The sequence below is a fragment of the Faecalibacillus sp. H12 genome (genome assembly GCF_013361255.1).
In the GTDB taxonomy this organism is placed as follows: Bacteria; Bacillota_I; Bacilli_A; order Erysipelotrichales; family Coprobacillaceae; genus Faecalibacillus; species Faecalibacillus intestinalis.
The window spans coordinates 1-13,604 of record NZ_JABWDK010000042.1 but is presented as its reverse complement, the minus strand read 5'-3'; the positions used below and the strand labels follow the sequence as shown (position 1 = coordinate 13,604).

General features: G+C 29.4%; 14 protein-coding genes. 11 read left to right on the top strand and 3 right to left on the bottom strand.

The features are described 5' to 3' along the window. Positions 1–92 precede the first annotated feature (92 nt). Complete coding sequence (locus HUU89_RS13580; RefSeq protein ID WP_175302044.1) at positions 93–1,481, bottom strand: PLP-dependent aminotransferase family protein; 1,389 nt, start codon at positions 1,479–1,481, stop codon at positions 93–95. A gap of 113 nt (positions 1,482–1,594) precedes the next feature. On the opposite strand from HUU89_RS13580, the gene pdxS reads away from it, so the two are divergent. From pdxS to HUU89_RS13560, 4 genes are all read left to right on the top strand, one after another. Beyond that, complete coding sequence (gene pdxS, locus HUU89_RS13575; protein ID WP_175302043.1) at positions 1,595–2,470, top strand: pyridoxal 5'-phosphate synthase lyase subunit PdxS; 876 nt, start codon at positions 1,595–1,597, stop codon at positions 2,468–2,470. Beyond that, the gene (pdxT, locus tag HUU89_RS13570; RefSeq protein WP_175302042.1) at positions 2,470–3,045 is read left to right on the top strand and encodes a pyridoxal 5'-phosphate synthase glutaminase subunit PdxT; all 576 of its coding nucleotides are present in this window, start codon (positions 2,470–2,472) and stop codon (positions 3,043–3,045) included. Before pdxS ends, pdxT begins: the two co-directional genes overlap by 1 nt. 36 nt (positions 3,046–3,081) lie before the next feature. Continuing rightward, positions 3,082–3,861 carry a helix-turn-helix transcriptional regulator gene (locus tag HUU89_RS13565; RefSeq protein WP_175302041.1) on the top strand — a complete coding sequence of 260 codons (780 nt, stop codon included), beginning with the start codon at positions 3,082–3,084 and terminating at the stop codon, positions 3,859–3,861. A gap of 70 nt (positions 3,862–3,931) precedes the next feature. Next, positions 3,932–5,587: a glycoside hydrolase family 13 protein gene (locus HUU89_RS13560; RefSeq protein ID WP_217498500.1), complete on the top strand. Its 1,656-nt coding sequence runs from the start codon at positions 3,932–3,934 to the stop codon at positions 5,585–5,587. Between the two features lie 14 nt (positions 5,588–5,601). Here the strand turns inward: HUU89_RS13560 and HUU89_RS13555 are convergent, their stop codons facing one another. After that, the gene (locus tag HUU89_RS13555; RefSeq protein ID WP_032090730.1) at positions 5,602–6,627 is read right to left on the bottom strand and encodes a dihydrodipicolinate reductase; all 1,026 of its coding nucleotides are present in this window, start codon (positions 6,625–6,627) and stop codon (positions 5,602–5,604) included. A gap of 60 nt (positions 6,628–6,687) precedes the next feature. After that, positions 6,688–7,527 (bottom strand): MerR family transcriptional regulator, encoded by an 840-nt coding sequence (locus tag HUU89_RS13550; protein ID WP_032090729.1) that lies wholly within the window; start codon positions 7,525–7,527, stop codon positions 6,688–6,690. Positions 7,528–7,855: 328 nt separating this feature from the next. On the opposite strand from HUU89_RS13550, the gene HUU89_RS13545 reads away from it, so the two are divergent. The 7 genes from HUU89_RS13545 to HUU89_RS13515 all read left to right on the top strand — a co-directional run bounded on the left by HUU89_RS13545 (position 7,856) and on the right by HUU89_RS13515 (position 13,515). Then, positions 7,856–8,557, top strand: coding sequence for a response regulator transcription factor (locus HUU89_RS13545; RefSeq protein ID WP_175302040.1), 702 nt, complete (start codon positions 7,856–7,858; stop codon positions 8,555–8,557). Between the two features lie 8 nt (positions 8,558–8,565). Continuing rightward, positions 8,566–10,764 (top strand): sensor histidine kinase, encoded by a 2,199-nt coding sequence (locus HUU89_RS15175; protein WP_175302039.1) that lies wholly within the window; start codon positions 8,566–8,568, stop codon positions 10,762–10,764. Positions 10,765–10,930: 166 nt separating this feature from the next. Then, positions 10,931–11,578, top strand: a complete 648-nt coding sequence (locus tag HUU89_RS13535) for a YczE/YyaS/YitT family protein (RefSeq protein ID WP_175302038.1) — start codon at positions 10,931–10,933, stop codon at positions 11,576–11,578. Between the two features lie 38 nt (positions 11,579–11,616). Beyond that, positions 11,617–12,330 carry an AzlC family ABC transporter permease gene (locus HUU89_RS13530; protein ID WP_217498499.1) on the top strand — a complete coding sequence of 238 codons (714 nt, stop codon included), beginning with the start codon at positions 11,617–11,619 and terminating at the stop codon, positions 12,328–12,330. Beyond that, complete coding sequence (locus HUU89_RS13525) at positions 12,323–12,628, top strand: AzlD domain-containing protein (RefSeq protein ID WP_022000660.1); 306 nt, start codon at positions 12,323–12,325, stop codon at positions 12,626–12,628. The genes HUU89_RS13530 and HUU89_RS13525 overlap by 8 nt, the downstream gene beginning before the upstream one ends. 133 nt (positions 12,629–12,761) lie before the next feature. Beyond that, the gene (locus tag HUU89_RS13520) at positions 12,762–13,169 is read left to right on the top strand and encodes a helix-turn-helix transcriptional regulator (RefSeq protein ID WP_175302037.1); all 408 of its coding nucleotides are present in this window, start codon (positions 12,762–12,764) and stop codon (positions 13,167–13,169) included. A gap of 13 nt (positions 13,170–13,182) precedes the next feature. After that, entirely contained in the window at positions 13,183–13,515 is a 333-nt protein-coding gene (locus HUU89_RS13515; protein ID WP_175302036.1) for a hypothetical protein, read from the top strand. Positions 13,516–13,604: the final 89 nt, after the last annotated feature.

Genomic DNA, 13,604 nt, shown 5'->3' with positions numbered 1-13,604 from the left:
GATAGTACATTGTGCGAAAATAGCTCGTTGCCAGTTCCTTCTTTTTTTTATGTTTGTTAACTAAAAAAGCCTAACACAATCTGTTAGGCTTTTTAAATACATTGTTTTAATTTTTTTACAATTAGTTCTATTTTTTCACTATCTAATGAGGAATAGTTCATAACATAAATATTTTTATTTTCATCATTATTTTTGTAATATTGAGAAAGTGGACTTAACTTTATTCCTTTACTGTAGGCGTTGTTAATAATGTCTTTTTCTGCTTTTTTACTTTTTATTTTCATTAAAAAATGAACACCGGTAGTTTCATTATAAATTTCAATCTTATTATTTAGACTGCTTGTTTGGAAAGCATTTAAGATTGTATTTTGTTTTTTTAAATAATAATTTCTTAAACGATTAATATGTCTTTCAAAATGCCCGTTTTCAATAAATCTAGAAAGTGTATATTGTTCAAAATTTGAAACGGTACATGAATAAAATGAAAGACGTTTATAATATTCATCAGCTAATGATTCTGGTAATACCATATAGGACATACGGATGGTTGATGATAGAGTTTTAGTAAAGGTATTCATGTAGATGACTTTATCGGAAACATCGATACTTTGTAGGGTAGGAATTGGTTTTCCTCCTAATCTTAATTCACTATCATAATCATCTTCAATAATATAATGTTTTTCAACTTTATTTGCCCAACCTAAAAGTTCATATCTTCTTGAAATTGGTACAACAATACCTGTAGGAAAATGATGAGATGGGGATATGTGTATTACATCAATTTTCTTTTCTTCTAATTCATTTGGATCAATTCCATATTCATCCATATCCACATATTCAAAATCAACATTCATACTTTTATAAATTTGCGCAGTTTTTGGATAACCAGGATTTTCTAAGCCATATTTAACATCGTTTCCTAAAAGCTGAATAATCAAACTATATAGATATTCTGTACCTGCACCAATAATGATTTGTTCGGGTTTAACATTCATATCTCTAAAATCTTTTAAGAAATTCGCAATGTTTTTTCTTAGTTCAAGAATTCCTCCACAAGGTGAGTTGATCATTAACTCTTCTTGATTATCTCTTAGTACTTCTTTCATGGTCTTGATCCAGGTAGTAAAGGGAAAGATATCACTTTCAGTTTGATTACTAGAAAAATCAGCTAAGTAGTGATTGTGACCACTTGTTAAAATCACTTTCTCTTTATTCATTTGTTTTTTAGAAGGAATATTTTTTAGATCAGTGACATAAAAACCTTTTTTTGGTAATGAATAAATAAATCCTTCTGACATAAGTAAACTATAGGCATTTTCAACAGTAATGATACTTACCCCAAGATTTTTTGAAAAAGGTCTTTTAGATGGTAGTCTTTCTCCTGGTTTTATATTTCCTAAAATAATATCCTTTTTTATACATTTATAAAGATATTCATAAAGAGAATCTGACCCTATATTTGTAAGATTATATGTTAACATAATTGATTCCTCCTTAAACTGACCTTATTGAATATATTTAAATTGAATATTTTAATATGTTCACATTTAAGTATAATAAAAGCCATAACAAAAGTAAACAGGGGGATTAAAAAATGGCAAATGAAAGATATGCATTAAATAAACAATTAGCACAAATGTTAAAAGGTGGTGTTATTATGGATGTAACAACACCTGAACAAGCAAAAATCGCAGAAGAAGCTGGAGCATGTGCTGTTATGGCACTTGAAAGAATTCCTGCAGATATTCGTGCAGCAGGGGGAGTTGCAAGAATGTCTGATCCAAAAATGATTCAAGAAATTCAAGCAGCAGTAAGTATTCCAGTTATGGCAAAATGTCGTATTGGACACTTTGTAGAAGCACAGCTTTTACAAGCAATTGAAATTGATTATATTGATGAAAGTGAAGTTTTATCACCAGCTGATGATGTTTATCATGTCAACAAAAGAGAATTTGAAGTACCATTTGTTTGTGGAGCTAAAGATTTAGGAGAAGCACTTCGTCGTATCAATGAAGGGGCAAGCATGATTCGTACAAAAGGAGAACCAGGAACAGGAGATATCGTTCAAGCCGTTCGTCATATGAGAATGATGAATAAACAAATTGCCCAAATTTCGGCTCTTCGAAAAGATGAACTTTTCGAAGTTGCAAAACAATTACAAGTACCATATGAACTTGTAGAATATGTTCACAATCATAAAAAATTACCAGTTGTTAACTTTGCTGCTGGTGGAGTTGCAACACCTGCAGATGCCGCATTAATGATGCAATTAGGAGCAGAAGGAGTCTTTGTTGGTTCAGGAATCTTTAAATCAGGAAATTCTAAAAAACGTGCAGCAGCAATCGTTAAAGCTGTCACAAATTATACGAATGCTAAATTGATTGCAAAATTATCTGAAGATTTAGGGGAAGCAATGGTTGGTATTAATGAACAAGAAATTGAAATTTTAATGGCTGAAAGAGGTAAATAATGAAAATTGCGGTTCTTGCTTTACAAGGAGCTTTTATTGAACATGAAAAAAAGTTAGAACAATTAGGAGCGACTTGTATCGAATTAAGACAAAAAAGTGATCTTGATCAAGATTTTGATGGACTCGTATTACCTGGAGGCGAAAGTACGGTTCAAGGAAAGCTTTTAAAAGAATTAGATATGTTTGATGATTTACAAAAACGTATTCAAGATGGTTTACCAACACTTGCTACATGTGCAGGACTCATTTTATTAGCTGATAGAATTGTTAATCAGGATCAAACTTACTTTTCTACAATACCTATGACGGTTAAAAGAAATGCCTATGGTAGACAACTAGGAAGTTTTCACACCATTGAAGAAATGAAAGGAATAGGAAAAGTACCTATGACTTTTATTCGAGCACCTTATATCGAAAGTGTACAAGAGGGTGTTGATATTCTTTCTAAAGTGAATGACAATATTATTGCTGTTCAATATAAAAATCAACTAGCACTTGCATTTCATCCCGAACTTGATGAAGATGATTCAATTCATCAGTATTTTATAAATATGATCAAAAAGTCTACGATGTAGGCTTTTTTCTTATATAATAAAAAAGAGGTGAATAAAATGGATCATCATCTAGAAATCGTTAAAACAAATATTAAATATCCTATTGTTTTTTATAATCATCAATTTAATAAAAGTCGACCAGTAAGTTCCCACTATCATCAAGATATTGAAGTTGTATATGTCGTTTCAGGAAAAGTAGAAGCATGTATCGATGGAAAGAAAGAAATATTTTATCAAGGGGAAATGTTTATTATTAACTCACATAGTGTACATCAATTCAATTTTCCTGAATTTACACATTTATATACATATTTGTTGTCAGTTGATGTCTTTAAAGAATTTCAAATTCAATCTTATTTCTTTAAATTAAAAGCTCCATCAAACAAAGAATGGTTTAAACCTTGGTTAGAAATGAAATATATTCACCATCTTTTACCAATAGAACAACATATTTTAATGTATCAACTTTATCAAAAACTCATACAGGATTGTTTATTAGATAAAAAACAAGAAGAAAACACAAAAGAAATTTATAAAATAATAGAAGAAATAGAAAAAAGATATAACCAAGATTTAACACTTGAAATTATAGCTGAACAATTTCACTTTCATCCTAATTCACTGACCCGCTATTTTAAAAAACAAACAGGAACAACTTTTTATCAATATCTACAAAAAATAAGATTAAAACATGCTTATTATGATTTAATACATACTAACATGAAAATCATTGATATTGCTTTAAATCATGGATTTAAAAATGTAAAATCATTTGAAAATGTTTTTAAAAAAGAATATCATACAACACCAGCAAAATATCGAAAAGTTAATAATTGACTATAAATTGTTAAAAAAGGCAATGAATTTCCTTTATAAAAAGAGAATAATAAAAGCAGGAGGAATCAATATGGAATGGTGGAAAAAGAGTGTTGTTTATCAAATTTATGTAAAAAGCTTTCAAGATAGTAATAATGATGGTGTGGGAGATCTACAAGGTATTATTTCAAGACTTGATTATTTAAAAATATTAGGTGTTGATGTATTATGGTTAACCCCTATTTTTAAATCTCCAAATGATGATAATGGCTATGATATTTCTGATTATAGAAGTATTCAAAGTGAATTTGGAACAATGAGTGATTTTGAGGAATTATTAGATAAAGCGCATCAAAAAGATATCAAAATTATTCTTGATTTAGTTTTTAATCATACAAGTGATGAACATTTTTGGTTTCAAGAAAGTAAAAAATCTAAAAATAATCCTTATCGAGATTATTATATTTGGAAAGAAGGAAATGAGGGAGATGTTCCAAATAATTGGACAAGCTGCTTTCAAGGCTCAGCTTGGGAACTTGATGAAAAGACAAATGAGTATTATTTGCATTTATTTTCTAAAAAACAACCTGATTTAAATTGGCAAAATCCTAAGGTAAGACAAGAATGTATTGATATTATGAATTACTGGGTAGATAAAGGTGTTGATGGTTTTCGTTTAGATGTCATTAATCTTATTAGTAAGGATGAAAGTCAATACTATGTAGACAGTACTATTAATGGTCATCAAGTATGTGCAAATGGACCACATATTCATGAATATATTCAAGAAATGAATCAAAAAGTATTTTCTAGAAAAGAACTTTTAACAGTAGGAGAAACCCCTGCTGTAACAATCGAGGATGCTAAAAAATATGCTCCTTTAGATAATAAAGAATTAAGCATGGTCTTTCAGTTTGAACTAATGAATGTTGATGGTGCAGAAGTTAATAAATGGACAGATCAAAGATTTTCTTTAAAAGATTTAAAACAAATTATGTCGAGATGGCAAGTAGGAATGTATCAACAGGCTTGGAATTCTTTGTTCTGGAATAATCATGATCAACCACGATGTGTTTCAAGATTTGGTGATACTTCTTCTCCTTTGTGTCATGAAAAATCAGCAAAAATGTTGGCGATATGTTTGCATATGATGCAAGGGACACCTTATATTTATCAAGGGGAAGAATTGGGGATGACAAATGTACCTTTTAATTCACTTGATGATTATCGAGATATTGAAACATTCAATAGCTACAAACAACTTGTAGAAATAGAAAAATCGGTAAGTCATGAAGATATGTTACGCTATATGAGAAAATCAAGTAGAGATAACGCTAGAACACCAATGCAATGGAACAAAGGTAAAAATGCAGGATTTAGTAATCAAACACCATGGATCATGGTCAATCCAAATTATCAAACAATCAATGCTGAAGCAGAAATGAAAGATACAAATTCTATTTTTCATACTTATCAAAAATTAATTCAATTAAGAAAAGAATATGAAATCATTACTTTAGGTAAATATGAGTTAATAATGAAAGATGATGAAAATATCTTTGCATACAAACGACTTTATAAAGATGAAGAAATGATAGTTTATTGTAATTTTAGTAATCAAGAAGTTGGTTATGATACCTCTATTCTAAATGATGAAAAAATATTAATTAAAAACTATGAAAAGCATCAAAAGGGAACTCTTAAACCTTATGAAAGTATTGTTTTCTATCAAAAAAGCAGAGCTTAGGCTCTGCTTTTACATTAAATATGATATTCCATAGGATAAGTTAAATAATCTAAACGATCTAATTCATCAACTGTAACTACACCAGCAGGTGCAACTAAAACAGTTGGAATACGATTGACAATTGTTGCACATGTATGTTCAACCGTTGCAGGTTTTACAACATGAAACTCTGTATCTGGTTCACCTGTAATTTTCCAATCACACATATCACCATCATCTTCACCATAGACTTTACCAATACATTGTGTTTCAATAACAGGACCTTGGAAAGTTTCTGTTGTTACAACAGCAGCCATTCCAATACAGTTTCCTTTTGGAATTGTTTCACCTAAAGTTGATGAATATAAGTCTGTTTCATGGAAATAAGGAACACATTTTTGTGTTTGAGATTTAATTGTCCATCCCATGCGTGCTGCTAAGGCTTCATTTGAATTCCATACATATGAAGGTTCTAATACTTCAGGATGGGCAATACTTGCTTCAAATTCTTCAGGAGTTAAACCAACACCATGAGCTTTGGCAAGAGCTAATCCATAATCTTCAACATTATAACTTACAGCACCTTCAATCTTTTTAATGGAATGACATCCACCGGCTACTAAACCAACCATATTTACCCAGAAGACATCTTCCATACCACTACCAACAAAAGTACATCCATTTTCTTTTGCAATAACATCTAATTGATTTGTACGAACTGGATCTGTTGTCCAACTATATGTTGCTTCTTCACATGTAGAAATAACACTAATTCCTCTTGACAAACATTTTACATAATGATCGAAGCAATCACTGACTAAACTAAATAAAGTAACAACGGCAATATCAGGATCTGTTTCATCTAAAACTTTATCTGCTTGATCAGAAATGCATACTCCTGTTTTAACACCAAGTTCTGCAAAATCACCAATATCCATTCCTACAATTGCGGGATTTGTATCGATAGCACCAACAATCATAGCTCCATTTTCATAAAGATAACGGATGATGTATTTTGCCATCTTTCCACAACCATATTGTACAACTTTAATCTTTTCCATAATTCATGCCTCCTATTTCTTTCACTTACATCATAGACTCTTATCCAGGAAGAGAGTCAACTATTTTTCAAAAGAAACAGGAACTTGTAATCTTAAAAACATGGAACGTTCATGATGATCAAAAATACTGAGTTCACTTAAGACTTCACAAATATAATCCCCACATATTGTAAGATGATTCATCTTACAATAATCAAGAAGACGTTTGGCATAATTGATTTCTTGATGAAAATCATCAAGATAAATACAAGCATACATTCCATTTTCAATCACTTGTATTTCTTTTTCAGGAAAATGATCATCCACAAAAACAAAAATACGATCTGAAATAAACTCTTGTTTTAAAAATCGTTCTTTATTAAGAAAAGTTCCCGCATTACAATAATAAATTTGGGGATAATGATGTGCAATCAAATCATTTTTTAATTGGGTTAAAAGATATTCATAAACATTTAAATCATGTTCATAAAAATTAATATTAGTATGCATGACATAGATCCTTCTTCGATCAATATATTCTAAAGTAATTGTCCCGCTTGGGGGTGATTTACGATATCTTTCCAAACTATAAATCGTTCTTGAAATAGCATCTTTAGTTCTTTGTAAATCATTGATTTGTATAGAAAGTTGTTGTTTTTTTTTAATTAAAATTGCTTCAATTAAATTAATATCTTCTTTATCAAGAAGTTCCTTAATTTCTTTAAGATTCATTTGCAGTTCTTTCATATATTGAATCAAATCCAAACGTGCATTTTGTTTAATATCATAATAGCGATAATTTGTCTCAGGATTAACATAAACAGGCTTCAATAAATCAAGTTCATCATACAACCTTAATGTTGTTACCGTGATATGATTCATTTTGGCCATTTCACCAATACTTAAATAATCATTATTCATAGTATTCACCTCAAATTCATTATATCAAACTCTCATGTTACATAAGAGTTATTTTAATAATTTAGGTAAAAATAGACAAATAATCTTATATTTATAAGAGATTTCCTTTTTTACAAAAGATTATGTACAATAGAGATAGTTTTAATCTTAAGAAAATCTTTAGAAATATAAAAAGAAAATATTTATAAATCATCTCTATACTTTAAGGCAAGAGGTGAGGAAGATGGAAAGAATAAACAAAATCATTTTAATAAGCTGTGTATATGCAGGTTATATATGTATTAGTTTTGCATTGTTTTCAATGCTTAGATAAGGAGTTAAAAAGGGAATGGAAAAATATCATGTATTAGTTGTCGAAGATGACAATGAAATTGCCAATGCAATTAAAATTTATTTACAAAATCAAGGATACGATGTGTATGTTGGAAATGATGGCTTTGAAGGTTTAGAAATTGTGGAAAAAGAAACAATTCATCTTGCCATTGTTGATATTATGATGCCACGTATGGATGGTCTAACAATGGTCGCAAAGTTAAGGGAAAAATATGATTTTCCAGTGATTTTTCTTTCAGCAAAATCAGAAGATATTGATAAAATCATGGGACTTAATTTAGGTGGTGATGATTATGTTACCAAACCATTTGTACCGATGGAATTGATGGCACGTGTTCGTTCCCATCTAAGACGTTATGGACGTTATTTAGATGCGACAGCACCCAAAGAAAGTGATTCTATTTATCTTTGTGGTGGTCTTGAACTGAATGTAGATACTAAAACTGTTTCAGTTGATGGCAAAAAGGTAAAAGTAACACCAATCGAATTTAAAATCTTAGAATTATTAATGAAAAATGCGGGAAAGGTTTTTTCTGCCGATGATATTTATGAACGTGTTTGGAATGAAGAAGCCATTAATAGTGAAACAGTGATGGTTCATGTTCGTAATCTAAGAGAAAAAATAGAAATTAATCCTAAAAAACCACAATATTTAAAAGTTGTTTGGGGTGTTGGATATAAAATTGATAAACAATAGGAGGAAACATGAAAAATAAAAACAGATTACTTAAAATACTTTTATTTTCTGTATTGATTATTGCTTCATTAGTCACTTATTTAAGTTATGGTGTAAAAGAAAAAATGACTTCGACTAAACTTGATTTTGATAATAATCGAAGTAGAATTACCGAAATACTTACAAGTAAAAGTATTTTATTAGATATGAAAATTCAAAGAAGAAAAGGAAATTATGATTTACTTCATTACTATGTTGAAGGTGATGTTGACCAACTTAAGGTTTATGATGACTATCCTTTAAAAGATGCTTTTAATGATTATATTTATAATTTAGAAGATGAAAATAATCATGAAACAAAAGGAATAAAATATTATGTTTATGATAAAACAGATGAAAAAATCTTTTTCACAAATTCTAAAAAGAATTTAAAAAAAGCATTTGAAACTCAAGATAAAAAAGTATTAAATGACTATCAATGGTATGCAACCATTGATTATGATGAAAATGGAAATGTTTCTCTTGAGGGAAATCAAACCAGCGATTGGGAAGGATCCTTCTACAATACTTCCTTTGATCAACTTTTTAAAAATAATTATTTAGATGAAGGTAATAGTGATATTATTAATCAAATAACCATCAATAATCCAACAAACATTAAAGTATTGATTGCGATACCTAAAAAATTACCAACAAATTGTTATTTAGAAGAATTATGTTCTAAACAAGGATCCATTTCTGATGTTTTAGTAACCTATGTCTTTATTATTGTTGCAGCTCTTGTCATTTTTATGTTATTTGTGCCAGTCAGAAAACTGATTGAAATTGAACCTTTTAAAACAGTTGTTAAAGTTAAATTATTCTTTATGTTCTTTATTTATATTATTTTAATTGAAATGTGGCTTGCTGGCATGACAGAAGTATTAAGGGCCTCTTGGCAAGGAACTTTTGCTTGGATGCTAAGAGAAAGGGGAATGGCTGGTGCCGGTGTTGCGATTGAACCGATTATCAATGTAGGTGGTTGGTTTGTTTTCTATGCCATGATTATGTATTTTATCTTTTATATCAAATCTATTCTTGTTTTTGGTAAAGACTTTATTAAAGAACATACGCTTGTTTGTAGTGCTTATCACTATTTTAAAGATGAAATTAAAAGCTTAACACAATTTGATTTAAAGAATCAAAAAGGAAATATCATTCTTAAAATAGGTTTAATCAGTGGTATTTGTATTGAAGGAATTCTATTATTTGTTTATTTTTTTATGGGAATTATAGGAAATCTTTATTATATTAGTCCACGTATTTATCTTATTTTTACATGTTTTATTTCTTTGATTTGTGCCATCATTATTATGTTGATTTCTAAAAAGCTACTTTCAAAAGTAAGCAATGATTATCAAGTTCTTTTACAATCAGCCAATCATTTAGCTCAAGGTGAATTTAATGATAAAATCAATCAAGATCTTGGTTTATTTAATTCCTTAAAAGATGAACTTAATTGTATCAATGATGGTTTTAAAGATGCGGTAAGTAAGGAAGTCGCATCACAAAAGATGAAAACAGAATTGATTAGTAATGTTTCTCATGATTTAAAAACACCTTTAACATCTATTATTTCTTATATTGATTTATTAAAAAATGAAGATTTATCAAAAGAACAACAAGATGAATATATTGATATTTTAGATCGTAATACTAAAAGATTAAAAACACTTATTGAAGATCTATTTGAAGTATCTAAAGTCAATAGTGGTAATATTCAATTAAATCCTATAGATTTAGATATTCATGCCTTATTACAACAAGTTCTCTTTGAATATCAAGAACAATTTGAACATCATCATTTAAATCTAAAAAATGATTATGAAAATAAAAAAATCATTTGTCATTTAGACAGTGAAAAAACTTATCGTGTTTTAGAAAATTTATGTCAAAATATCTGTAAATACGCTTTAGAACATACACGAGTTTATTTACAAATCATTGAAACGAATCAACAAGTCATTGTCGTTTTCAAAAATATTTCAGCCCATGAAATATCTAATCCAGGTGATTTAACAGAAAGATTTGTACAAGGAGATGCTTCACGTAAAAGTGAAGGATCTGGTTTAGGACTTGCCATCTGCAAAAGCTTTGTGGAGGTTCAAGGTGGAACTTTTGAAGTGAATGTAGATGGTGATCTCTTTAAGACAACAATTATCTTTCCTAAGAAAATAGAAAATGATTAAAAAGGTTATTCCCTGGATCTTACTCTTTCTCCTTCTTCTTATAATCAATACAGAAATGATTTTTATGATTTATGAAGCTATCTCATTTTTGAGATAGTTTTTCATAATTTGAAAATAAAATTAAAAGATTAAAAAATAAGTATAATACTTTTGAAAGGATGAAAGTATGAAATTTAAGTTTTCAATCAAACTAGCAATTATTTCTTTAATTGGAAATATTATTATCGCTATAGGTGTTTCAACATGTCGTATATCACAAATGGGAATTGATCCATTTACCTCAATGACAACAGGGATTAGTGGTTTATTAAATATACCTTTAGGTGTTTTTCAAGGAAGTATTAATGCGGTCTTATTTTTAGTTTTAATTTTATTAAGTAGAAGTAATTTAAAATATTTAAATATTGGTGCCATTATTAATATGTTTTTACTCGGTTTCTTTGTACAATTCTTTAATAATGTTTATTGTCAATTATTTAATGTTTCTTCACCAGATGTTATACCATTTTCATTACCAATGAAATTTGTGGTTTTAGCGATTGGTATTTTATTTGTTACACTTGGATGTTCTTTATATATCACATCAGATCTTGGAACAGGATGTTATGATGCTTTATCTATTTATATGGCAGATGTGATGTCACCATCTTATTCAGTATGTCGTATTATGACAGATGTTATTTGTGTTTTAATTGGGTTTATTACAGGTGGACCATTAGGAATTGCGACAATTATTTTAATGTTTGGAACAGGTCCATTAATTAGTACATGGAATAAATTGGTATCAAAACCAATTGTTGAAAAATTTGCCTAAAATATTCCTCGGTAATTGTAGAGTTATCGAGGATTTTTTTGTATAATGGACACGTTATGAAAGAAATAAAAAGAGGAATGAAAAATGGAATACCAATTGCTTTAGGCTATTTATCTGTGTCTTTTTCTTTTGGTGCGATTGCTGTATCAATGGGATTTAGCGTGATACAAGCAGTTTTGATCTCGCTATTGAATCTTACTTCAGCAGGGCAATTTGCTTCACTAGGAATTATTGCAGGACAAGGGACCTATTTAGAAATGGCAATCGTGGAATTGACCGTGAATATTCGTTATGCGTTTATGTCACTTTCACTTTCCCAAAAAGTAGATGAAAAGTTTAAAGGAATTTATAAATGGCTCTTAAGCTTTTTTATTACCGATGAAATCTTTGCCTTATCGATGCTTGAAGAAAATGTGAGTCGGACTTACTTCTTTGGGCTTGCTTCAATTTCTACGGCAGGATGGATGCTTGGAACAACCTTAGGGGCAATGCTTGGCTCTATTGTACCTACGGTCATTAGTAATGCTTTATCAATTGCTTTATACGCAATGTTTATCGCAATTATTATTCCAGGAATGAAAAAAGATAAAAATATAATTAAAGTAGTAGCTCTTGCAATTATTATCCGTTCAGGTTTTTACTACTTACCCATCATCAATCAATTATCAAGTGGTTTTGCGATGACGATTTCAGCTCTTGCAAGTGCTTTTATAGGCGCTGTGTTATTTAATAAGGGGGAAGCACATGGATAAACAGTTTTATATTTATTTAGCGATCATGTCGCTTATTACTTATGCTATTCGTGCGATACCACTTGTCTTTATTAATAAAAAAATTACGAACCCAACCATTCAATCCTTTTTGGATTATATTCCTTATACGGTCCTTGCAGCGATGACCTTCCCAGATATTTTTTATTCAACAGGTCATTTGATTTCTGGAATCGTTGCGACAATCATTATTATTTATGCGTCTTATAAAGAATTAAGTCTTATTCAAGTCGCTTGTATTGGATGCTTTGTTGTAGTAATGATTGAACTTATTTTATAGTATTTGACGCCTTTTAAAGCGTCTTTTTTTCTATGTCAAATAATTTTGACAAGAAAAAAGTCCTATGTAAAAGATGTTTGATAGACTCTATCAATAGATTATGAAAAAATGAAAATGAAAGGAGAAAGAAAATATGGAAATAGGTAAAAAACTAAAGGAGGCACGTTTAAATAGGGATTTGACTCAAGAAGTCATTGCTGAAAAACTAAATGTTTCTCGTCAAACAATATCCAATTGGGAAAATGAAAAATCTTATCCTGATATTATAAGTGTCATTGAGTTAAGCAACCTTTATTCCATAAGTCTTGATGATTTATTGAAAGGGGACGATGCAATGATGGAACATTTACAAGAAAGCACAAACGTTGTTAAAAGTAATCAAAAACTATTAAGAGCGATTATCTTAAATATTATTGTGGTAATCTTATTGGTTACACTAGGAATGCTTTTACCAAGTAAAAGTTATTATTTAGTGATGATCTTTTGTCTTGCTATTGTGAGTTCATCATTGTTGCTTTATCAAATGATTAAACGTATTTAAGGAGGAACGGATCATGGAAGTAAAAAGTATTTTAGCGATTATATGTGCGGCTATTGCACTTGTTGGGGGAATTGAAACAGTTTATCAAATTTATCAATTAACGGTGATTGATGCCACAATTCGTGGTTTAAAACATCCTAAACTATGGGGATTACTCGCAAGTAATGGAAATAATTCAAGTGGTTTATTACTTTATTTGATAGGAAGAAGAAACTATCCTATAAATTCTATTGATTCTAATCAAAAAATAAAAATGATTCAAAGAAAAAAAGCAGCAGGAATCTCTTTATGTTTTATGGTTGTAGGAATCCTTGGGTTGATTTTAAGTATAAGTATAAGTTTATAATTTTTAGCACTCATCTATTGACAGTGCTAAAAATAAGAACTATAATGTATTTAGAAATTAGGAAAGGTATTAATAAAGAACCTAGTTTC